Genomic DNA, 22,249 nt, shown 5'->3' on the forward strand with positions numbered 1-22,249 from the left:
CCTATTTATTATTTAAATAAAATCTTATTTAAAACCATAAGTATCCATAGTTCATTTTTTATATCTTTCAGAAGTAAATTCCAAATCAAGCTATTAATAATGAAAAGTAATATTGTCACCATTTTATTATTGGTATTATTTACCAATACTTTTGCTCAAAAAACTATAGAAAACCCAGAATATGGTTTAATCACTGTACCTGGTTCAATTACAAAAATAGAAATATTAGATACCACTACCGTTTTACATTTTCATATAAAGTCCTACTCTAAAAGAGAAATTATTATTTCTGACAAAAGCTATATTGAAGTTATTGGTAGTAACAAAAAATTATTGGTTACTAAATCCGAAGGTATAAAACTTAACGAGGTAAAAAAAGCTTCTGATACAGGCGAGCTTATTTATAGCCTACATTTTCCTAAGCTAGAGACTAATGTAAATACTATAGATTTTGTTGAAGTCCACGATAATGAAGAGAATAATGCCTATGCTTATGATATTGTTATAGATCAAGAAAATGCATCTATACTACCTTTAGCACTTCGTGGTAATTGGATGCGAATGGATGGTAGTAATATTTGGGATTATGGTTTTTACACTAAAAACGCAATAATAGATAAAGCTGTTTGGAACTATAAAAAAGTAACTAACAAAGGAAAAAAATATACTATCACACTAGAAAGAGAGGGAAACCTAAAAACTGTTTATGCAAAACTTAATAAAAATGGTACTATCAATTTTGGAGTCACCCCAAAACAATACCGTACATATAGCTTAACCAAGTTACATAATCCCAATTTTAAATTAGAAAACGATATACCTTACAATTCTGAATCTTTATTTAAATTAGACTCTACAACCTATTCTGGTGTAATAAAAGGATATACAGAACGTGTAAAAGAAAAAGCTTTTATTGATATTTATATTTATGATGCATTTACATTAAAAGTAGAGCCTTTAAAAGTTAAAATTAAAACAGATGGTAGTTTTTCAATTAAATTTCCAGCAAATTACCCTCAACACATTTTGTTGATTTCTACTTATACAAATCAACAAGAAGTTTACGTAGAACCAGGAAAAGAAACCTTTCATTATATAAACGACAATACACCACTTTTTATGGGAGATTGCAACATATTAAATGATGGATTATTAGAAATGAGATCTATAAATTCTTTAAGAAGACAAAAAAACAAGGAAATATACCATAGTATACTTTCATTATCTCCTGAAGATTATAAAAGAAAACACCTTAACCTTAGAGACAATAACTTTGCTGCTCTTAAAGAACTTAATAAAAAACAGTTTTTTAGTCGTAAAGCCCTTCAAATAAAAAAATGAATATTAAATTTACTACGATGCAAGCTATTAATAGCTATGAACGTACAAGAAATTACAAAATTAAAGAACTAGGGTTAGAACAGGATGATGCGCAAATTACAGACTACAAAATTGAATCATCTTATTACGACTTTTATCCAAGAGAGCTATTTAATGATCACTTAGGCTTATTAGCAACACCTAATTTTGGCTTTGTAGCTAAAAACATAACTTCTAATAGTATTTTTAAAAACGAGAATGATTCTGCTATTGACATAGAAAACAATATACAAGACCGTTTAAATTTAGAAAATACTTTTATGATGGACTTTATAAGGTTTAGACGATTATATGGTGATTTTTTTAATGAAGGAAACAGCTTTACAGATGCAGATGTAGAAAATGCAAAGCAGGTAATTAAAGACCCTTTTCTATCAGATTACTTAACAATTATCGCTGAAAAAATTAAAGCAACTCAAGCAAAAAGCGCTAGTAACATCAATACCGTGGAAAAAGCTGAAGACGAGGAATTATTTGAAGCTATGATTAAAAAATATAAAGGCAAAGTAATTTATGTAGATTTTTGGGCAACTTGGTGTGGAGTTTGTATACCAGCCATTAAAGAAACTAAATCGCTTAAAGAAGAAATAAAAGGTAAAGATGTTGTCTTTTTGTATATATCAGGTGAAAGTAAAAGAGCCCCAGAAAATCTATGGAGACAATCCATTGCAGACATAAATGGAGAACACTATTGGCTTACAGAAAAGCAATGGGATTATTTATTAAACAAATTCAACTTTAATGCACTTCCTCGCTATATGTTAATCAATAAAAAAGGTGAAGTTATTAAAGACAATATAAGACACCCTTCGATTGAAGAATTAAAAACGATTTTAAACGAGGAGTTAGCAAAATAATAAAACGCTTTAGACTTAAGCTTTACTTTATTATATAAGTATAATTTACAAAATAGTAGGTTATATGTAAATTGGAACAAGCTATTATTTTTTTTAATCAAGCAATTATCAAATTCAACCTTTTCTAAACTATTTGAGTAATCAAGACTTACAAAAAATTACATCATAAAAAAAAGCGTCTTTGTTTAAAGACGTTTTTTTATTAAATAATTTCAGCACTTAAGCCTGCTTCTAGCAGCATAGTGCAACGTGGTTCTAGATCTTTATAAGAACCGGTTTTAACTGTACATTGTCCTTTATAATGCACCAAAATAGTACATTGCTCTGCTTGTTCTGGTGTGTGGTCACAAGCATATATTAAACTATCTATAACGTGATCAAAAGTATTGACATCATCATTATAGACTACAATCTCATTATTGGGTTTTTCTAAGGTTTGTACCTCGTGTTGTTCTTGTATTTTTTCTTTTGTACTCATACGTACTTTCTTTTGGGTATAAAAGTAAAAAAATATTGGATATAAAAAAAGGCTTCTGTGATTACAGAAGCCTTTAAAACTTGTATTTAACTTAATATTAGTACATTACCTGTAATGCGCTAATATCATCTGCTCCAAACTCACCATCTTCACCTGAACTAAAACAAGCTAACATAATTGAGTCTTCTGGATTATTTCCTCCTAAATCAATTGCACCAATTGATCCAGCTCCTTCATTTTGGTTTTGACCACAACTAGCTCTGTTAAACCAATCTGTATGTCTAAATCCAACTGAGTGACCAATTTCATGCGTAATAACATGCTCTACAACGTTTGTATCATAGTTATTTAAACCATAAATTTGTACAAACTTGTATGGGTTACCATTACTAGGGAAACCTGCTGATCCACCAGCACCTGATTGACTTGGGTTATGATACACTACCATATCCTTTGATTGATAATCAGTACCAAATGTTAATTGAAATGAAATTGAAACTCCGCTTAACGCATTGTAATTATCAACAGCCCATTGTAATGCTGTTTGTTCTTTTGTTGATAATGCATTACTACCTCCAGTATAACCAATAATTGTTATAGTTTTACCTTGAGATACTAGATTGTTTGTACGGTAATTACGGTCACTTGCTGATACAGGCTCAAGATTTAAAACATCTTCTTCGCTCATGTGAACATCACCTTCTAATTCTATCATTTCTTTAAATGTACCGTCAGGCAACATAAAGTCAACGTATTTAACGTCTTTGGTATTAATTTGTGCATCAGCTAATTTTTGTAAAACTTTTGCTGAAACTTCTTTTTTTGCTACTGCTTCTTCTTCAATAATTGTAGCTTCATCATTTTGACATGATTGTAATCCTAAAATAAAACATAGGCTAGCTAAAGCCATAAATTTAATTTTCTTCATTTTTGGTTGAATTTTAAATTAATAAATGGTTTGCTTTACGTAAAGGTTTTACATCGCTATTAATATGTTATTTTAATATTAATAGTATGTTAGATAATTATCAATTCAAAGATAATTCTTACACAAATAAATTTGTTGCGGTTTTTACCGTAAAAAGAAAAATTTTAATCAAAAAATGAGTTAATTTTATACATAATTAGCTAAAAAAAGAGGTTTTTAATAGATTTTATTCTTTTTCAAACTTAAGTGCAACCCAGTTGTTTTTATTTAGCTCATCTTTTAAGATTAATTTATTGTCGTTACATTTTTGTTCTATCATAGGGATATCTTCAGTGTAGAAACCACTTAAAAACAAACTTCCGTTTGTATCTAAACATGATGAATAAGTCGGAATGTCGTTTAATAAAATATTACGATTAATATTAGCTATTATAGTATCGTACTTTTTATCTTTTAATAGTGAAGCTTCGCCTTCATATACAGATATGTGTTTACAATTGTTACGCTCTGCATTTTCTAGACTATTTAAATAACACCAATTGTCTATATCTATAGCATCTATTGGTTTTGCACCTTTCATTTCGGCAAGAATAGCTAATACTGCAGTACCACAACCCATATCTAAAACAGATTTATCTTTAAAGTCGTTTTTAAGTATATGCTGAATCATCATGTGTGTGGTTTCATGATGTCCTGTTCCAAAACTCATTTTTGGTTCGATTACTATTTCGAATGGTGTGTCAAATTTTTCATGAAATGGTGCTCGTACTGCACATTGATCATCGACTACTATTGGATTGAAGTTTTTTTCCCACTCGGCATTCCAATTGGTTTGTTTTATTTGCTCAAAGGTATATTCGATTTTAAACTCGTCTGATTGTAGTATTTGGATGTCGTTTAAGATAGTGTCTTTCCACTCGTCTTTTTGAATGTAAGCGGTTACACCTTCTTCGGTTTCGACAAAGCTTTCAAAGCCTGCAAAACCTAATTCTGCTATTAAAATTTCGGTTGCTGGTTGTAAAGGTTGTACTTTAAAGTAATAGCCTAAATAGATATTGTCTGACATTTTTATTGGTACTGTTTATTGCAGGTATGCTGCGTTAGCGGTTGAAGTGGCATCCTTTTTTGTAGAATAGTCCCAAACTGAGTTTGGGACTATTTTACAAAAAAGATATAACGGAAGACGCGACCCTTGTGGTAACGCCCAAATTTTTATTTTTTTATTAGTGCTTAAAAGGCGTTTACGATTGCGTAAAAATCGGCTGCTTTTAGTGCTGCTCCACCAATTAATCCTCCATCTACGTCTGGTTTTGAGAAAATCTCTTTGGCGTTTGCTGGTTTTACACTTCCACCATAAAGGATAGTCATGTTGTCTGCTACGTCGTTACCGTGTGTATCGTGTAATGTTTTACGGATAAATTTGTGCATGTCTTGTGCTTGTTCTGGGCTAGCTGTTTCACCTGTACCTATTGCCCAAACTGGCTCGTAGGCTAAAACTATGTTTGCAAATGCGGAAGCGTCTAAATGGAATAGTGCATTTTTAATTTGTGCTTCTACGATTGCTTCTTGATTATTTGCTTTACGGTCTGCTAACTCTTCTCCGAAACAGAAAATTACACGCATGTCTTTTGATAAGGCTTGGTCAACTTTTTTGGCTAGTATTGCATCGTCTTCATTAAAATACGCACGACGCTCTGAGTGTCCTAATATGACTGTTTGAACACCAACGCTTTTTAACATATCTGCACTAACTTCTCCTGTGTAAGCTCCATTTTCTGCAAAGTGCATGTTTTGTGCAACGACTTCTATATCTTCTTCTCTGGTTGCTTCAAATGCGTGCCATAAGTTAGTAAATGTTGGTGCTATCATGACCTCTGCATTAGAGGTTTTGGTTTGCTTTTTTAAATCTGAAATTAATGCTTCGGTTTGCGATAAATCATTATTCATTTTCCAGTTTCCTGCTACTATGTTTTTTCTCATGACGTTGGGTTTTATTCTAATTTAACTTTTGGGTCTAACCAAGTGTATATAATGTCTACAAAAATATTAATTATAATGAATAGTAAGGCGATAATTAACACAGATCCCATTATTACGGGTAAATCTAATGTGTTTAGCGCATTTACTATTTCTTTACCTAGTCCATTCCATCCAAATATATACTCTACAAACACTGCTCCTGCTAACATACTTGCAAACCATCCTGAGATAGCTGTTACTACCGGATTTAATGCATTTTTAATGGCGTGATTTTTTATAATCTGAAATTCTGATAAGCCTTTTGCTCTGGCTGTCCTGATATAATCTTGATTAAAGACTTCTAATAACGAGTTACGCATTAATTGTATAACTACTGCTAATGGTCTTATACCTAATACTATTGCTGGCAGTATGAGGTTTTTGAGTTTGATGTGCATGTTTTCGCCAAAATCATCCAACTCATATAGGCTTCCTGTCATTTCTAGATTAGTATATTTATGTAATACAAATCCAAATAACCAAGCAAACAAGATTGCACTAAAAAAGGATGGCACACTCATACCTAAAGTGCTTAAAATTTGAATGGTTTTATCTAAAAAAGAATCTTTTTTTAATGCTGAAATCACACCTAATGTCACTCCTAATAACATAGCTATTATTATTGCAGAAACTGCAAGTACGAATGTATTTGGTAAGGTCTCTGATAATACTTGACTTACTTTTTTACCTTGTTTTGTAAAAGACTCACGCAAATACGGAAACTTTAAAACGATTGTCGTATTACCTATTGTAAATAACTTGGTGGCTGAATATTTGTTTGAACTTAAATAAGTATAATCTTCTTCTGAATTAGAATGAAACGATAAAAGTGATAAATCGTTTAAATAATACAAATATTGCGTTGCTACAGGCTTATCAAATCCGTATTTTTTTGATGATTGCTAATTGCTGACTATCCTCGTTTTGACCCAACATCATTTGTGCTGGATCTCCTGGTAATACACTAAACAATAAAAATATAACGGTTACCACACCAAATAAAGTGAGTAATGCGTAAAGTGTTTTATTTAATAGATAGGTTACCAGATTGTTTTATTTTAGATACATTTTTATGCTGTTTCACAACATAGTGTGCTTCTCGATACATTTTCTCGTGCCTTACAAAACACTAGAAGTGACGTTATTCTGTTTTAAGTGTTATTTTTACTACACCAGTAATATTATTAACATCCATATTTAATGAGTCTAATTGCGTTTTACCTTTAAATACTTCTGTTTTTAAGATTGCTTCCGGATCTAAATCTTCTACTTCTTCTTTAGTAACCACTGTATCATTAATATAATACGCTATAACTTCTTCTATTTTTACAGGCTCAGGTCTTTTTACTTTTGGAAAATTTAAATCATCAACATCATTCCAATGTACTTTTTGAATGATTGTTCCTTTTGCTAATTTTAAAACTCCTGGATTAGAACGGATGATGGTTTTTAAAGCAGTCTCATCACAGAAATAATAATCAAAATTTAATTTATAATCTGCTTTAACCTTATTTGCTACATCTGGTCCAGATGCTGTCAGCCCAATAACATCATAACCATTAGCTTTTGCTTTATCTGCTGTTACTTTTATAGCTTTTAAACCTTCAGTTTCTGAAGATGATAAATTATAGCTAACTATTAATACAACATTGTCTCTTGACAATATGTCCTCTGTAAAATCTTCGCCATCTTTTTCGATTGAAAAATCATGTATTGGTGGTTCATAACCTTCTGATATGGTTTCTGTTGTTACACCAACATAATCTCCTGATGAGCTAGGATAAGATCCATCTGTTACGTATTGCTTTTCGGTTCCGTTTTCATTAAACGTCCAAGTGTATTCAATGATTGGTTGTGGTGCATCCTCTGGCACAATCATATTATCAGTAATATTGTTTCCTATTTTAAATGGTCTAAAATCTATACTTGGTAAATGCATTAATACATGGTAAGCAAATCCTAAACAAGCTATAAAACTTAATAATGACAATATTGTAGTTGGTAACTTTGTAAAAAATGGTTTAATGTATTTTATACCAATAAATAGTATTACTATCATGATTAATAGCACAACATCTTTACCAAAGCTTTCCCAAGGATCCATTTTCATGGCATCTCCAAAGCATCCACAGTCTTTTACTTTATCAAAATAAGCTGAGTAAAAGGTTAAAAACGTGAAGAAAACTATCATTAATAATAAACTCCATATTGTAAATTTAGGTTTATAACCAATAATTAAGAAGATACCTAAAAGCACCTCAAAAACGACTACAATTATTGAAATCCCTAGTGCATAAGGAATAAAAAATGGCAAATCTAAAACGGTTGGCCCAAAATATTCTTCTAATTTAAAGGCAAATCCAATAGGATCGTTAAGCTTTATAAATCCTGAAATTATAAAAAATATACCAACAAATATTCTTAAAAAACCTACTATGTATTTCATAATTGTATATAAATATCAAATTGCAAAAGCAATTTTATTGTTCTGTTAAATGTATCATTGCAAAGATGGCGTAATTTATCATGTCTTGATAATTCGCATCAATCCCTTCGCTAACAATTGTTTTTCCTGAGTTGTCTTCAATTTGCTTAACTCGTAATAATTTTTGCAAAATTAAATCGGTTAAACTACTAACACGCATGTCTCTCCAAGCTTCACCATAGTCATGGTTTTTATCTTGCATCAACTGTTTTGTTATTTTTACTTGCTCATCATATAAAATAGTAGCTTCTTCAACTTCAATATCTGGTTGCTCTACTACTCCTTTTTCTAACTGTATTAGTGCCATAATACAATAATTGATGATGCCAATAAACTCGCTTTGCTCGCCTTCGTCAACTTTACGAACATCATTTTGTTGCAAACTTCTAATACGCTGTGCCTTAATAAAAATTTGATCGGTTAATGATGGCAAACGTAAAATTCGCCATGCACTACCATAATCTGTCATTTTATTAATAAAAAGGTCACGACAGGTTTTAATTACAGCATCGTATTGTTTTGAAGTATCTTGCATATTTGATAAACTCTAATTGAATTTTGCGTAAATTTCGCATAAAATTATTTAAAGTTCAAGGTTTAGGGTTTAAAGTTTTGCTAACGTTATCCCAATACCATATTTAAGCGTATCAATGACAATAAATTGTAAAGGCAAACTTATAGATTTAAGTACCCCAAAAGTAATGGGTATTTTAAATGTAACACCAGATTCTTTTTTTGATGGTGGACGTTATAAAGACGAAACTTCAATAATAAAACAAGTAGAAAGCATGCTAAGTGAAGGTGCTACGTTTATTGACGTTGGTGCTTACAGCTCAAGACCAAATGCGCCTTTTGTAAGTGAAGATGAAGAACTGCAACGTATAGTACCAATAATAAAACTTTTGGTTAGTCATTTTCCTGATATTATCATATCTGTAGATACCTTTAGAAGTCAAGTAGCAAAGGTAACTATTAATGAAGGTGCTGCTTTGATTAATGATATTTCGGCTGGTTTTTTAGATAATAATATGTTATCAACCATTGCCGATTTAAAAGTCCCATACATAATGATGCATATGCGTGGTACACCACAAACCATGCAAACATTAACCCAATACGACAACTTAGTAAAGGCTATTAATTATTATTTTTCAGAGCGTATTGTTAAAGCACGCGACTTGGGTATTATAGATTTAATTTTAGATCCTGGTTTTGGTTTTGCAAAAACATTAGAACAAAATTTTGAACTTTTAAATAAGTTTGAATTATTAAATATTGCAGATTTACCAGTATTAGCTGGTATATCCAGAAAATCTATGATTTACAAAACCTTAGATTTAACTGCTAAAGAGGCTTTAAACGGAACAACTGCTTTATACATGATTGCTTTACAAAAAGGCGCAAAAATATTACGTGTACATGACGTTAAAGAAGCCAAAGAATGTATCACTCTATATAATAAATTAGATGCTTAACAGATTTTTATTTATCACTGTATTATTTTTATTTTTTCTTGCGGAAACGAAAAAGTATTACAACTACCAGAAATACAAAATGCAGAAATAACTCAGATTCTAGACGTTTCTCCTGCTTATATTTTTTATGATGAAACCAAACAAGATAGTGTTGAGTTAAACCGAAAAAACTTAATTATCTCGACCAATTGGTTAGTAAACGTAGATAAGCGCTTAACTCTAGAACAAGCGTTACCATCTATAATAAAGCTACAAGAGAAAAAGCGTAATGCAACTATGCATAAAAATGAAAAAGCCAAAAATTATTACACTTGCAATGATACTAACATCAAAAATTTAGGGTTTATTGATTTTACTGAGGTTGAATATCGTTTAATTTACAGTGAAATCAATTACGAAGATATTGAAATAGATAATAATTCATTTGGCATAAATCTTATTATTAATAGTCTTGAAGATATTACTATAGATTCTTTTATTATTTCAGGAAAAACGAAATTTGAAAAATTAAATGATTACCTAAAAGAAACACTTACTGTTTTTAATCTTGACGATAAGGAACATGGAGGCGACTTTTATAATCTACAAATAGGTTTCAATAAAAGTTTAAGTTTTCAAGACTACATATCTATAAAATCAAAATTAATGCATTTTAAAAATGAAAGAACTGTTATTAATAAAATCGAGTATATCTTTTAACCCAATTTTACTAAATTTACAAAAACCACTTTCCCTTGGATATATTTAAAGACATACTAAAATTTGGATGGATAGACATGATAGATGTTTTGCTTGTTGCACTACTACTCTATTACGTTTACAAGCTAGTAAAAGGTACTGTTGCCATTAATATTTTTATTGGTATTGTAGTTATTTACTTTATCTACCTAACGGTTGAAGCCTTGCAAATGGTATTATTAACCAAGATTTTAGGTGGTTTTATTAGTGTTGGTTTTATAGCTTTAATTATAGTTTTTCAACAAGAAGTTAGGAAATTTTTATTAATGATTGGATCCACCAATTTTGCTAGTAGACGTAAGTTTTTAAGTCAATTAAAATTTTTAAAGATAGAACAAGGTACATCCACAGATATAGATGCAATTATATCTGCTTGTAATAAAATGAGTAGCACAAAAACTGGTGCTTTAATTGTTTTAGAACGCAATAATAATCTTGATTTTTTAGCCAATACAGGTGACGAAATGAATATTAAAGTCACTCAACCTATTATTGAAAGTATCTTTTTTAAAAATAGTCCATTACATGATGGAGCCATAATCATACAAGATAATATTGTAAAAGCTACACGTGTAATCTTACCTGTAAACAACGAGAAAAATCTTCCGCAACGCTTTGGTTTGCGTCATCGTGCTGCTGTTGGTGTAACGGAACGTACAGATGCTATTGCTATTGCTGTAAGTGAAGAAACTGGACAGATTTCTTGTTTTAGAAATGGCGAGTTCCTTCCGTTTGAAGACACTATACAATTAGCTGAAATTTTAAAAGCAGATTTAGATTAATTTATATCATAACTTCTTCCTCTGATAGTTTTAACAAAATCAAACTAAAGCTTCTAAAATTATTTCTTTAAAGATTAAAAACAATCCAAAATGAATATTAAATACAACGAAAGTAATCAAACTATAGAAATTAAGGATGGTTTAAAAACGCATCACATGTTAATTAAATCCATTATGATTCTTAATTTGGTAAATGCTATTTTAAACGTTTACGATGTTAATATTACCAAATTGAGTTTTATGTCTACAATCTGGATATTTTTAGCGTTATTATCAATTTTTGTACTGTATATATTTTTTACTAAAAAATCTAGTTTAGAAAACATTCCTGTAAAAAACATTGAAGCTCTAGAGCAAAAAACAAGTCTAGGTTCCAAACGTTATACTTTTAAATTAACTAACGGTAAAACGCGTGATTTAAATGAGTTAAAGACCATTAAAGATGTTAACACTTTAAAAAAATGCTAACCAAAATTGGAGTAAAATCTTAAAGTAATATTAGAAATTAAGCAACTTTCTCAGCTTGTAAAAACTGTACTTCGTATAAGTTTTTGTAATATCCATTTTCTTTTTTAAGCAACTCATTATGTGTTCCTTGTTCAACTATTAAACCAGAATCCATAACAATTATATTATCGGCTTTTTGGATTGTTGCTAACCTGTGCGCAATAACTATAGATGTACGTCCTTTAGTAATTTTCTCTGTAGCTGTTTGTATTAATTGCTCTGAATAAGAATCTACCGAAGACGTGGCTTCATCTAATATTAAAATACTAGGATTTGTAACGTATGCTCGTAAAAACGAAATTAATTGACGTTGACCAGAAGACAACATTACACCACGTTCTTTAACGTTATATTGGTAACCGTTAGGTAAGCTCATAATAAAATCGTGAATCCCAATATCTTTGGCTGCTTTTACGACTTGAGCTTCAGTTATATTTGGATTATTAAGTGTAATATTATTTAAAATGGTGTCTGCAAACAAAAATACATCTTGTAAAACCACAGCTATTTGCTGTCGTAATGACGTTAAAGTATAATCTTTAATGTTGTTGTTATCTATATTTATTTCACCAGAATTAATTTCATAAAAACGATTCAATAAATTTATTACAGTACTTTTTCCTGCTCCTGTAGCACCAACAATTGCAACAGTTTCGCCTTCTTTAACATTAAAACTAATTCCTTTTAAAACTTCTTCTTGCTCGACATAACTAAAATGAACATTATTAAAGTTTATGTTTCCTTTAAAACTATCAGCTAATAAGTTACCAGAATTATCAATATGCGATGTTGTATCTAAAATTTTAAACACTCGGTTTGAGGCAATCATTCCCATTTGAAGTGTATTAAATTTATCTGCTATTTGGCGTAATGGTCTAAATAACATTGGAATCATGGTAATAAACATAAATAAATCTCCAGGTGTAACGTGACTACCTTCAACCAATATATTTAATCCTCCAAACCATACAATTAATCCTGTAGTTAGCGATCCTAAAAACTCAGCAATTGGAAAAAATATAGAGTTATACCAAACAGTTTTTAACCATGCTTTTTTATGACGATCATTAATTGCTTTAAAGTTTTTATATTCGGTATCTTCTCTGGTAAACAGTTGTAAAATTTTCATTCCTGTAACGCGTTCTTGCACAAACGAATTTAGGTTAGACACCTCATTACGCACATCTTCAAATGCACGTTTCATGTAGCGCTGAAAAATTTTGGTTGCAAATAAAACTATTGGCAACGTCACAAATACAATTAAACTTAACTTCCAATTGTAATACAACATGGCTCCAGAAATAACAACCATAACCAAAAGATCTCTAATAATTGTAAATAAGCCATCTCCAAAAACAGAAGCAATACGCTCCATATCTGTCACTGCTCTTGTAATTAAAACACCTACAGAGGAAGTGTTAAAATATTTCATTTTAAAACTTAAGATATGGTCAAATAGTTTAACACGAATGTCTTTAACCATTTTTAAACCTAACCAAGAAGAGTAAAAGATAAAAAACAATTGCAACACAACTTGCGCAACAAGTAAAACAATCATTAAAATTATTAAGTAAACAAAACCACTGTAATCTTTTTTAACAAGATGCTCGTCAATAATTTCTCTTAATAACACTGGAGTTGCTATACTTAGAGCCCCTAATATTAAAACCGAAATTATTAGTGCATAAAATACCGTTCTGTATGGTTTTGTGTATTTAAACAAACGTTTAAATAACTGTAAATCAAAAATATTTTCTTTAGTCTTAGTCATTTAATTTTATTGTATCAGGATAAGCAACTTCTGTTAAATATAATCCTTTTGCAGGAACTGAAAATCCAGCATTACTTCGGTTTTTAGAGGCTATGATAGTATGTAAATCTTCAACTTCAATCTTACCAAGTCCAACGTTAATTAAAGTTCCTACAATAGCTCTAACCATGTTTCTTAAAAATCGATCTGCTTTAATTGTAAAATGAAGTTCATTATCCACCAATTTCCATTCAGCTTTCATTATATCACAATTATAGGTTTTTACATCTGTATGTGTCTTTGAAAAACATTGAAAATTTTTGTATTCAAATAATATTTTGGTTGCTTTATTAAGCTTTTCAACATTTAAATTATGTTTTAAATAATAAGCTTGCTCAACATTAAAGGGACTTTTTTGTAGTGCAATACGATATAAATACGCTCTACTAGTCGCATGAAAACGTGCATGAATATCTGGTTTAACCTTAAATATAGAATAAATTGCTACATCCTCTGGTAAAAAAGAATTGAGTTTATACATCAGTTTTTCTGACTCAAAAACCACATCTGTATCCATATGTGCAAATAACTGCTTTGCATGCACACCAGCATCTGTCCTTCCTGCTCCCATTACAACTATGTTTTGTCCTAAAATAGTAGACAATGCGTTTTCTAAAACTTCTTGTACAGATATTGCATTGGGTTGTTTTTGCCAACCATGATAATTTTTTCCGTTATAAGATAGTTCTATAAAATAGCGCAAGAAAGCTGTATTTTTACATATTAAAAGACAAAGATAATTGTTTTTGTTACTAAAGAAATGCTAAAAAATAATTAAAATAGACTTGGCTAAGTTCTTCTAAAATGAAAAAAATATTATTACTCTCTGACACACATAGTCATATTGATGAAGCTGTACTAAAACATGTCAAAGCAGCTGACGAGGTTTGGCATGCTGGAGACATTGGTGACTTAAAAGTTACAGATGCAATCAAAGCTTTAAAACCACTTCGTGCTGTTTGGGGAAACATTGACAATGATAAAGCTAGAGCTGAATTTCCGGAACATAACCGTTTTACGATTGAAGGTGTGGATGTATGGATTACTCACATAGGTGGTTATCCTAACAGGTATAATATTAGAGTTAGAGAGGACATAATAGCCAATCCACCAAAGCTTTTTATTTGCGGACACTCTCACATACTTAAAGTAATGCCTGATAAAAAATTAGGATTATTACACATGAATCCTGGAGCCATTGGTATACATGGTTTTCATAATGTAAGGACTATGTTACGATTTACTATAGATAAGGGTAAAATAGATAACCTAGAAGTTATAGAATATCCAAGAAAATAAACTATTGACAGTAAAACATAAAAAAACCGAAGCTTTCACTTCGGTTTTTTTCGCACTAATACTACTAAGATGTTAGGTTTAACGTAAACGATCTACAGATTTTACAAGATCTTCATCCTTCTTAATGGCTCTATTTGATAAAATCAAAAAGACGATAGAAATAATTGGGAAGAAAATCGCAACACCTTTCTCTGAAACATCATTTGCTTCTCCAGATGCATTTAGTATTCGATACACGAAAAATCCTAGTAAAATTAAATTTAATATCTGATTTAGTCGTCCCAACATAAATTGAGACTTTCTATTTTTAAAATTAAATATTGAAATAACAGCCAATAACGCAGATGCTAAAAACAAACCTAAAACAACTAGTTCGTCTTTTGCAAAAACCATAACTTTATTAGTAGTGGTCCATAAATTAAAAGCGAATATTAATCCACCAGAAACTATAGCAACTATTAATAAATATACCGTTTGTATACGTTGTAACATATTAAAATTTCAAATTTTGAAAAACAAAAATATAGTTTCTTTTTTTATAAACGAAACATCACACACTAAAAATTGATACAAATAACAAAACACAGTCACAACACGTTGTATTTCAATTAAAAAACAATAAAGATTCTTTCAAGAATAAAAAATTAAAATAAAAGTTGTATAATTGCAGTAACGCAATGCAACACTCACTCTCGCAGAGCGTTAATTCTTCAGAAGTATATCTTATTTTCTTCAAGAAATAATCAATTCAAATCACAACAACACATAAGTTAATTCAACATCAATGTTTGAAATCTCACAATTAAAAGAAATGAAGCTTCCTGAGTTGCAGGATATAGCTAAAAAACTGAGCGTCCCAAAATTTCGTTCATTAAAAAAATTAGATTTAGTATACCAAATACTAGATAAGCAAGCAGCAGATCCAAAAGCTGTTTTAGAAGTAAAAAAAGAAGATACTCCTGCAAAAAAAGCACCTGCTAAAAAAGCGACTCCAGCTAAAGCTAGTGCGACAAAACCAGCAGCTCAAAAGCCTAAACCTAAAAGAGCTAGGGTAACAAAACCTGTTGCAAAAAAGGAAGACTCTAACCAACCACAGTTAGACTTAAAACCTGAAACAGAAACAAAAAATGAACCCGTAGCTAAAAAAGCACCTGTTAAAGCACAGCCTAAAAAACCGGTTCATAATCATCAAAAAAACAAACAATCTAACGATAGTAAGGACGATCGTCAAAACGATAACAAACAACAAAACCGTCCTAAACATAACAATCAAAAAAATAATAACCAGAAAAACAATAATCAAAAAAACGGTAACCAACATAATGGTAACAAAGACAGTCGTAACCGTTACAGAGAACCTGATTTTGAGTTTGATGCTATTATTGAAAGTGAAGGTGTCTTAGACATCATGCAAGATGGTTATGGTTTTTTACGTTCGTCAGACTACAACTATTTATCGTCACCAGATGATATATATGTATCACAATCTCAAATCCGTTTATTTGGATTAAAAGTTGGAGACACTGTATTAGGTCAAGTTAGACCTCCAAAAGAAGGAGAAAAATACTTCCCATTAATTAAAGTAAGCAAAATAAATGGTCAAAACCCAAATGTGGTTAGAGACCGTGTTGCTTTTGAGCATTTAACACCATTATTTCCTCAAGAAAAATTTAATATTGCCGAAAAACAAGCAACCATATCAACACGTATAATGGATTTGTTTGCTCCAATAGGTAAAGGACAACGTGGTATGATTGTATCACAACCAAAAACAGGTAAAACCATGTTATTAAAGGATGTTGCCAATGCAATAGCAGCAAACCATCCTGAAGTATACCAAATGATTTTACTTATAGATGAGCGTCCAGAAGAAGTTACAGACATGCAACGAAATGTAAGAGGTGAAGTTATTGCTTCTACTTTTGACAAAGAAGCTCATGAACACGTTAAAATTGCTAACATCGTGTTAGAAAAAGCAAAACGATTAGTAGAGTGTGGACATGACGTAGTTATTCTACTAGACTCTATTACACGTCTGGCAAGAGCATACAACTCTGTACAACCAGCATCCGGAAAAATTCTTTCTGGAGGTGTAGATGCCAATGCTCTACACAAACCAAAACGCTTTTTTGGAGCTGCACGTAATATAGAAAACGGAGGATCATTAACTATTATAGCAACCGCTTTAACAGAAACAGGATCTAAAATGGACGAGGTTATCTTTGAAGAATTTAAAGGTACAGGTAACATGGAGCTTCAGTTAGACCGTAAAATATCTAACCGTCGTATTTTCCCTGCAATTGACTTAACATCATCAAGTACACGTCGTGACGATATTTTATTAGACGCATCAACGATACAACGTATGTGGGTAATGCGCAAATATCTAGCAGATATGAATCCTGTAGAAGCAATGGAGTTTATAAACGATAGGTTTAAACAAACCAGAAGTAATGAAGAGTTTTTAATATCTATGAATGGATAATCAAAACCACTTAAAATAAACTAAAAGCCTTAATGTACTGCATTAAGGCTTTTTATTTACTATATACTTGAAGTAATAATTATAGCATTACCATTATCCTGAAAAAAATCAGGATAATCGTCGCGTCATCCGTTAATAATTTAGGATCAGAGCGCTTGCTAACCACTACTACCGCTAACGCACTATAGCAATGGACAGCACACAAATTTATGACTAAGACCACCTAAAAATAAAGCACAAAAAAAACGCTTCAAATAAATGAAGCGTTTTAAATATTATATAACTAAAACTAATTATAAAGCAGCTACGTGCTTGGCTAAACTAGATTTTAAGTTAGAAGCTTTATTAGTATGAATAACATTTTTCTTTGCTAATCTATCTAACATAGATGCTACAGAAGGAAATAAAGCTTCAGCCTCTTTCTTATCTTCCATCTCACGTAACTTCTTAATAGCGTTACGAGTAGTCTTGTGCTGATACTTGTTTAATAAACGCTTAGATTCGTTACTTCTAATTCTTTTTAACGTTGACTTGTGATTTGCCATTTTGTTTTTTCCTTTTTAATAAAAAATTGTAGCCCGTAGGGGAATCGAACCCCTCTTACATGGATGAAAACCATGCGTCCTAGCCGATAGACGAACGGGCCATTTTGTTATTGAGTGCGCAAATATAAAACTTATATTTTAAACTTGCAAATTTATTTTTCAATTAACTAACAATGTTTCCATTGCGGGTGCAAATATACAACTAATTTTAAGTTACGCAACAACAAAATGAAAAAAAATTAAAAAAATTTTTCTAATACGCTTTTGCAAACAGCACTCTTCGTTCAGAAGTTGCTCCAGTATAGACACATACACCTTTTTCAACCTTTCCATCTAAAGGCATACATCTTATAGTTGCTTTTGTAATTTCTTTGATTTTATCTTCAGTTTCTGTAGTTCCATCCCAATGTGCAGAAATAAATCCTCCTTTTTCTTCTAAAACTTTTTTAAATTCTTCAAAAGAATCTACTTCTGTGATGTGATTATCTCTATAATCAAGAGCTTTATTAAATAATGCTTCTTGTATTGTAGTCATCAAACCTTCAACTTTATCCACTAAACCATCTAAAGGCACTACTTCTTTAGTTAAAGTATCACGCCTAGCTAATTCAACCGTTCCGTTTTCAAGATCTCTACTACCTATTGCTATACGTAATGGTACACCTTGCAATTCATGTTGTGCAAACTTAGCTCCTGGTCTGTATGTATCACGATTATCAAATTTTACTGAAATATTTTTACTTCGTAAATCTTTCATGATACCATTTACAACCTCAGTTATAGCGTCTAATTGCTCATCTGTCTTATATATAGGTACAATTACAACTTGATTTGGCGCAAGGTTTGGAGGTAATACTAACCCTTTATCATCACTATGCGTCATTATTAAAGCTCCCATTAATCTTGTAGAAACTCCCCATGATGTAGCCCAAACATGTTCTTGCTTACCTTCTTTAGAGGTGAATTTGACATCAAAAGCTTTTGCAAAGTTTTGACCTAAAAAGTGTGATGTACCTGCTTGTAAGGCTTTACCGTCTTGCATAAGCGCTTCAATACAATAGGTTTCATCTGCTCCAGCAAAACGTTCGCTTTCAGTTTTCAAACCTTGTATTACTGGTATTGCCATAAATTTTTCAGCAAAAGTAGCGTAAACATTATTCATTAATTCTGCTTCAGCTATAGCTTCTTTTTTAGTTGCATGTGCTGTATGACCTTCTTGCCATAAAAATTCTGCAGTACGTAAAAATAAACGCGTACGCATTTCCCAACGTACAACATTTGCCCATTGGTTTATTAATAAAGGTAAATCTCTGTATGATTGAATCCAACCTTTATAAGTATTCCATATAATAGCTTCACTTGTTGGACGCACAACTAACTCCTCCTCTAACTTTGCATTAGGGTCTACTCTAAGTTTTCCTGGTTTATCAGGATCATTTTGCAGTCTGTAATGTGTAACCACAGCACACTCTTTAGCAAAGCCTTCAGCATTTTTCTCCTCAGCTTCAAATAAACTTTTAGGAACAAATAATGGGAAATAAGCATTTTGATGTCCTGTTTCTTTAAACATTCTATCTAATTCTGCTTGCATTTTTTCCCAGATTGCAAAACCATATGGTTTTATAACCATACATCCTCTTACAGCTGAATTTTCAGCCAAATCAGCCTCTACAACCAATTCATTATACCATTTGGAATAATTTTCAGCTCTACTTGTTAGTTTTTTACTCATATACAGTATTTTGGCACAAAAATTGTGATTATGTTAAATAATAAAATAGTTCAGCAAAACTAACTATTTTTGTAATGTTCAACAATTAAAAACTACTCGTTATGAAATTAATTAACTACTTATTTAACAAAATACCCTTATTTACTGCTCTTTTAGCTGGTTTAGCTTTAAGTTCTTGTGGATCCTATCAATATGTTGGACAGTCTAGTGATGGCATCTATCAAACTACTACCGAAAATGTAGAACAAGAAACAGTTGCTACACCTGCAGAAAACAATAACGATTATTATTCTAATTACTTCAAAGAAAAAGCATTAGAAGCTGAAATATATAATGATAGTGATGATGTTTTTACGGATATTGATTCTTATCAAGGTAGTTATGACGAAACTTTAGAAGAAACTAGCCAAAATGCTGGTTGGGGAACCTCTAATGAAACTGTTGTAATTAACATTCATGATAACGGATTTTATAACAATTATGGATGGGCCTATAATAATTGGGGATGGAACAATTGGGGATGGAACAGACCTTGGGGTTACAATAGGTTTGGATGGAACAGTTGGAATAGTCCTTACTCTTGGAATTACGGATGGGGATATTCTGGGTTTTATAACTCATACTGGAACAATCCATATTATGGACATGGATACGCTTTCAATAATGGATTTAGAAGAGGAAGTTTAGCTTATAATGCAGGAAGAAGAGGTAGTTACTATAGAAACAGTTCATATCTTAACTCTAGATCATCTAGAATTAATACTAGAAATAATTTGGTAAGACCTAGAACTAATACCACTAGAACTAGAACCAATACCACTAGACCTAGAACCAATACCACTAGACCTAGAACTAATACCACTAGACCTAGAACTAATACCACTAGACCTAGAACCAATACCACTAGACCTAGAACTAATACCACTAGACCTAGAACGAGCACGACTAGACCTAGAACAAACTCATCAACACCTAGGAGCAATAGCTCTACTCCAAGATCTAGCTCTCCTTCTAGAAGCACACCAAGAAGTAGATCTACTAGTAGCGTAAGTTCAAGAAGAGGAAGAGGTTAAAATTAAAAAAAGTTTATGAAAAGAATAATTTTATTTGTTGTAGGTACACTATCTATAACTTTAAGTCAAGCTCAAAATATAAATGATGCTCTAAGATATTCTCCTGGAGAAATAAATGGTACAGCACGTTTTCAAGCTATGAGTGGTGCATTTGGAGCCTTAGGAGGCGATTTAAGTGCTATAAACATAAATCCTGCAGGATCAGCTGTTTTCACAAGTAGCCATGCTTCAATATCATTATCAAATACCCATACAGATAATAATACAACCTATTATAATGGTCAAAGAGATAGTTCTGAATCCATTTTAGACATTAACCAAGGAGGGGGTGTATTTGTATTCAAAAATCAAAACCAATCCTCTCCATGGAAGAAATTTTCATTAAGTATCGTTTATGACAACACCAAAAACTATGATGATCAATGGACTGCAAACGGTACAGGAAGCAGTAGTATTAGTAATTATTTTTTAGCTAATGCTCAAGGGTTGCGATTAGACGAAATATCTGCATTTGATGGTGAGTCTACATCACAAGCTTATTCAGGTATTGGTAGTGCCTATGGCTACCAAAACCAACAAGCATTTTTAGGCTATGACTCATACATATTAGAGCCAACTACTTATGATGACAATAACACAACTTACACTAGCAATATTGCAGGAGATTCCTTTAGGCAAAACCATAACTATTCAGCAACTGGCTACAACGGAAAAATTGGATTTAATGCAGGAGCTCAATATGGTGAAAACACATATATCGGTTTAAATCTTAATTCTCATTTTTTAAATTATGAAAGATATACTCGTTTTTATGAAACAAACAATGATTCAGAATCTTTAGTAAGAGAAGTTCTTTTTGAAAACGCATTAACATCAAATGGATCAGGTTTCTCATTTCAATTAGGAGGAATTTTTAAATTAACTAAAAGCTTAAGAGCTGGAATAACTTATGATTCACCTACTTGGATGACAATAAATGAAGAAACAACTCAATACATTGAAACATTAGTAGTAGACGACACTAATGGTGATTTCTACCAAGTTGTGGATCCTAATGTTATTAATATTTTTGAAAGTTACAGAGTACAAACACCCAGTAAATTAACAGGTAGTTTAGCTTATGTTTTTGGCACTAAAGGTCTAATTAGTATAGACTATTCTAGAAGAGATCACAGTAAAACCAAATTAAAACCAACATCAGACCCAATTTTTAATGCTGAAAACGCTTACATTGAAAACACTTTAACCGCAGCATCAACCTATAAAATTGGAGCAGAGTATAAAGTGAATCGTTTTAGTTTCAGAGGAGGTTACAGATTAGAAGAAAGCCCTTATAAAGATGAAACTACCATTGGTGATTTAACAGGATACTCATTAGGTTTAGGTTATAATTTTGGAAATACAAATTTAGATTTAGCTTACAGTAATGCAAAACAAGATAGAAACGAACAACTATTTACAGGATTATCAAACCCTGCTAATATTGAAGCAGACAACACCTTAATTACTCTAACATTAGGTTTTAAACTATAAAGGACAAAACAAATAAATTATCAAAGACTCAAGGTTTAACTTGGGTCTTTTTTTGTTAATTGGTAGTTATACTATTAGTTTGAAGTATACCCAAATAAAACTATTAAACCTTTTCTTACTCTA

The 22,249-nt window shown here is 31.3% G+C and carries 21 protein-coding genes, 1 tRNA gene and 1 pseudogene; 10 read left to right on the forward strand and 13 right to left on the reverse strand.

Going from position 1 to position 22,249, the window contains the following annotated elements:
• Positions 1-99: 99 nt before the first annotated feature.
• Complete coding sequence (locus AC0L4B_RS17330; RefSeq protein WP_473438010.1) at positions 100-1,341, forward strand: hypothetical protein; 1,242 nt, start codon at positions 100-102, stop codon at positions 1,339-1,341.
• Complete coding sequence (locus AC0L4B_RS17335) at positions 1,338-2,237, forward strand: TlpA family protein disulfide reductase (protein ID WP_473438011.1); 900 nt, start codon at positions 1,338-1,340, stop codon at positions 2,235-2,237. The genes AC0L4B_RS17330 and AC0L4B_RS17335 overlap by 4 nt, the downstream gene beginning before the upstream one ends.
• A 202-nt stretch (positions 2,238-2,439) precedes the next feature.
• On the opposite strand, the gene AC0L4B_RS17340 is transcribed toward AC0L4B_RS17335, so the two are convergent.
• From AC0L4B_RS17340 to AC0L4B_RS17370, 7 genes and pseudogenes are all read right to left on the reverse strand, one after another.
• Positions 2,440-2,715, reverse strand: coding sequence for an ATP-dependent Clp protease adaptor ClpS (locus AC0L4B_RS17340; protein ID WP_473438012.1), 276 nt, complete (start codon positions 2,713-2,715; stop codon positions 2,440-2,442).
• Between the two features lie 97 nt (positions 2,716-2,812).
• The gene (locus AC0L4B_RS17345) at positions 2,813-3,643 is read right to left on the reverse strand and encodes a M57 family metalloprotease (protein WP_473438013.1); all 831 of its coding nucleotides are present in this window, start codon (positions 3,641-3,643) and stop codon (positions 2,813-2,815) included.
• A gap of 226 nt (positions 3,644-3,869) precedes the next feature.
• Entirely contained in the window at positions 3,870-4,709 is an 840-nt protein-coding gene (gene prmA, locus AC0L4B_RS17350) for a 50S ribosomal protein L11 methyltransferase (RefSeq protein ID WP_473438014.1), read from the reverse strand.
• A gap of 164 nt (positions 4,710-4,873) precedes the next feature.
• Positions 4,874-5,623, reverse strand: coding sequence for a triose-phosphate isomerase (gene tpiA / locus AC0L4B_RS17355; RefSeq protein ID WP_473438015.1), 750 nt, complete (start codon positions 5,621-5,623; stop codon positions 4,874-4,876).
• An 11-nt stretch (positions 5,624-5,634) separates the two neighbouring features.
• Positions 5,635-6,709 (reverse strand): annotated as a pseudogene (locus tag AC0L4B_RS17360) (ABC transporter permease).
• Between the two features lie 94 nt (positions 6,710-6,803).
• Positions 6,804-8,108 (reverse strand): BT_3928 family protein, encoded by a 1,305-nt coding sequence (locus tag AC0L4B_RS17365; protein ID WP_473438016.1) that lies wholly within the window; start codon positions 8,106-8,108, stop codon positions 6,804-6,806.
• A 34-nt stretch (positions 8,109-8,142) separates the two neighbouring features.
• Positions 8,143-8,682 (reverse strand): DUF1599 domain-containing protein, encoded by a 540-nt coding sequence (locus AC0L4B_RS17370; protein WP_473438017.1) that lies wholly within the window; start codon positions 8,680-8,682, stop codon positions 8,143-8,145.
• A gap of 115 nt (positions 8,683-8,797) precedes the next feature.
• Here AC0L4B_RS17370 and folP point away from each other — a divergent pair, with 115 nt between their 5' ends.
• The 4 genes from folP (at position 8,798) to AC0L4B_RS17390 (ending at position 11,610) form a co-directional block, all read left to right on the forward strand.
• Complete coding sequence (folP, locus tag AC0L4B_RS17375) at positions 8,798-9,622, forward strand: dihydropteroate synthase (RefSeq protein ID WP_473438018.1); 825 nt, start codon at positions 8,798-8,800, stop codon at positions 9,620-9,622.
• Between the two features lie 276 nt (positions 9,623-9,898).
• Entirely contained in the window at positions 9,899-10,321 is a 423-nt protein-coding gene (locus AC0L4B_RS17380; RefSeq protein ID WP_473438019.1) for a hypothetical protein, read from the forward strand.
• Between the two features lie 35 nt (positions 10,322-10,356).
• Entirely contained in the window at positions 10,357-11,142 is a 786-nt protein-coding gene (cdaA, locus tag AC0L4B_RS17385; RefSeq protein ID WP_473438020.1) for a diadenylate cyclase CdaA, read from the forward strand.
• Positions 11,143-11,232: 90 nt separating this feature from the next.
• Positions 11,233-11,610 carry a hypothetical protein gene (locus tag AC0L4B_RS17390; RefSeq protein WP_473438021.1) on the forward strand — a complete coding sequence of 126 codons (378 nt, stop codon included), beginning with the start codon at positions 11,233-11,235 and terminating at the stop codon, positions 11,608-11,610.
• 37 nt (positions 11,611-11,647) lie between these two features.
• Here AC0L4B_RS17390 and AC0L4B_RS17395 read toward each other — a convergent pair whose 3' ends face one another.
• Both AC0L4B_RS17395 and truA read right to left on the reverse strand, forming a co-directional pair.
• Positions 11,648-13,420, reverse strand: a complete 1,773-nt coding sequence (locus tag AC0L4B_RS17395) for an ABC transporter ATP-binding protein (RefSeq protein WP_473438022.1) — start codon at positions 13,418-13,420, stop codon at positions 11,648-11,650.
• The gene (gene truA / locus AC0L4B_RS17400) at positions 13,413-14,162 is read right to left on the reverse strand and encodes a tRNA pseudouridine(38-40) synthase TruA (RefSeq protein ID WP_473438023.1); all 750 of its coding nucleotides are present in this window, start codon (positions 14,160-14,162) and stop codon (positions 13,413-13,415) included. The genes AC0L4B_RS17395 and truA overlap by 8 nt, the downstream gene beginning before the upstream one ends.
• Before the next feature lie 101 nt (positions 14,163-14,263).
• Here truA and AC0L4B_RS17405 point away from each other — a divergent pair, with 101 nt between their 5' ends.
• Positions 14,264-14,758, forward strand: a complete 495-nt coding sequence (locus AC0L4B_RS17405) for a metallophosphoesterase family protein (protein ID WP_473438024.1) — start codon at positions 14,264-14,266, stop codon at positions 14,756-14,758.
• Positions 14,759-14,836: 78 nt separating this feature from the next.
• On the opposite strand, the gene AC0L4B_RS17410 is transcribed toward AC0L4B_RS17405, so the two are convergent.
• Positions 14,837-15,250, reverse strand: coding sequence for a DUF4293 domain-containing protein (locus AC0L4B_RS17410; protein WP_028607665.1), 414 nt, complete (start codon positions 15,248-15,250; stop codon positions 14,837-14,839).
• 292 nt (positions 15,251-15,542) lie between these two features.
• On the opposite strand from AC0L4B_RS17410, the gene rho reads away from it, so the two are divergent.
• Complete coding sequence (rho, locus tag AC0L4B_RS17415; RefSeq protein ID WP_473438025.1) at positions 15,543-17,243, forward strand: transcription termination factor Rho; 1,701 nt, start codon at positions 15,543-15,545, stop codon at positions 17,241-17,243.
• A 293-nt stretch (positions 17,244-17,536) separates the two neighbouring features.
• Here the strand turns inward: rho and rpsT are convergent, their stop codons facing one another.
• The 3 genes from rpsT to proS all read right to left on the reverse strand — a co-directional run bounded on the left by rpsT (position 17,537) and on the right by proS (position 19,520).
• Positions 17,537-17,788: a 30S ribosomal protein S20 gene (gene rpsT, locus AC0L4B_RS17420; RefSeq protein ID WP_473438026.1), complete on the reverse strand. Its 252-nt coding sequence runs from the start codon at positions 17,786-17,788 to the stop codon at positions 17,537-17,539.
• A 29-nt stretch (positions 17,789-17,817) separates the two neighbouring features.
• Positions 17,818-17,889 (reverse strand) — tRNA-Glu (locus AC0L4B_RS17425).
• Between the two features lie 152 nt (positions 17,890-18,041).
• Complete coding sequence (gene proS, locus AC0L4B_RS17430) at positions 18,042-19,520, reverse strand: proline--tRNA ligase (RefSeq protein ID WP_473438027.1); 1,479 nt, start codon at positions 19,518-19,520, stop codon at positions 18,042-18,044.
• A gap of 101 nt (positions 19,521-19,621) precedes the next feature.
• On the opposite strand from proS, the gene AC0L4B_RS17435 reads away from it, so the two are divergent.
• Both AC0L4B_RS17435 and AC0L4B_RS17440 read left to right on the forward strand, forming a co-directional pair.
• Positions 19,622-20,593, forward strand: a complete 972-nt coding sequence (locus AC0L4B_RS17435) for a hypothetical protein (RefSeq protein ID WP_473438028.1) — start codon at positions 19,622-19,624, stop codon at positions 20,591-20,593.
• 15 nt (positions 20,594-20,608) lie between these two features.
• Entirely contained in the window at positions 20,609-22,126 is a 1,518-nt protein-coding gene (locus AC0L4B_RS17440; RefSeq protein ID WP_473438029.1) for an OmpP1/FadL family transporter, read from the forward strand.
• Positions 22,127-22,249: the final 123 nt, after the last annotated feature.

Source organism: Olleya sp. NP1-10, from assembly GCF_055804415.1.

Excerpts from the sequence above, each read along its gene's own strand:
- rho (WP_473438025.1), top strand. The coding sequence starts at position 15,543 with ATGTTTGAAATCTCACAATTAAAAGAAATGAAGCTTCCTGAGTTGCAG.
- AC0L4B_RS17440 (WP_473438029.1), top strand. The coding sequence starts at position 20,609 with ATGAAAAGAATAATTTTATTTGTTGTAGGTACACTATCTATAACTTTA.
- AC0L4B_RS17365 (WP_473438016.1), bottom strand. The coding sequence starts at position 8,108 with ATGAAATACATAGTAGGTTTTTTAAGAATATTTGTTGGTATATTTTTT.
- AC0L4B_RS17335 (WP_473438011.1), top strand. The coding sequence starts at position 1,338 with ATGAATATTAAATTTACTACGATGCAAGCTATTAATAGCTATGAACGT.
- AC0L4B_RS17340 (WP_473438012.1), bottom strand. The coding sequence starts at position 2,715 with ATGAGTACAAAAGAAAAAATACAAGAACAACACGAGGTACAAACCTTA.
- folP (WP_473438018.1), top strand. The coding sequence starts at position 8,798 with ATGACAATAAATTGTAAAGGCAAACTTATAGATTTAAGTACCCCAAAA.
- rpsT (WP_473438026.1), bottom strand. The coding sequence starts at position 17,788 with ATGGCAAATCACAAGTCAACGTTAAAAAGAATTAGAAGTAACGAATCT.
- AC0L4B_RS17380 (WP_473438019.1), top strand. The coding sequence starts at position 9,899 with ATGCATAAAAATGAAAAAGCCAAAAATTATTACACTTGCAATGATACT.
- AC0L4B_RS17435 (WP_473438028.1), top strand. The coding sequence starts at position 19,622 with ATGAAATTAATTAACTACTTATTTAACAAAATACCCTTATTTACTGCT.
- AC0L4B_RS17345 (WP_473438013.1), bottom strand. The coding sequence starts at position 3,643 with ATGAAGAAAATTAAATTTATGGCTTTAGCTAGCCTATGTTTTATTTTA.
- AC0L4B_RS17405 (WP_473438024.1), top strand. The coding sequence starts at position 14,264 with ATGAAAAAAATATTATTACTCTCTGACACACATAGTCATATTGATGAA.
- AC0L4B_RS17410 (WP_028607665.1), bottom strand. The coding sequence starts at position 15,250 with ATGTTACAACGTATACAAACGGTATATTTATTAATAGTTGCTATAGTT.
- tpiA (WP_473438015.1), bottom strand. The coding sequence starts at position 5,623 with ATGAGAAAAAACATAGTAGCAGGAAACTGGAAAATGAATAATGATTTA.
- AC0L4B_RS17390 (WP_473438021.1), top strand. The coding sequence starts at position 11,233 with ATGAATATTAAATACAACGAAAGTAATCAAACTATAGAAATTAAGGAT.
- prmA (WP_473438014.1), bottom strand. The coding sequence starts at position 4,709 with ATGTCAGACAATATCTATTTAGGCTATTACTTTAAAGTACAACCTTTA.
- proS (WP_473438027.1), bottom strand. The coding sequence starts at position 19,520 with ATGAGTAAAAAACTAACAAGTAGAGCTGAAAATTATTCCAAATGGTAT.
- AC0L4B_RS17370 (WP_473438017.1), bottom strand. The coding sequence starts at position 8,682 with ATGCAAGATACTTCAAAACAATACGATGCTGTAATTAAAACCTGTCGT.
- AC0L4B_RS17330 (WP_473438010.1), top strand. The coding sequence starts at position 100 with ATGAAAAGTAATATTGTCACCATTTTATTATTGGTATTATTTACCAAT.
- AC0L4B_RS17395 (WP_473438022.1), bottom strand. The coding sequence starts at position 13,420 with ATGACTAAGACTAAAGAAAATATTTTTGATTTACAGTTATTTAAACGT.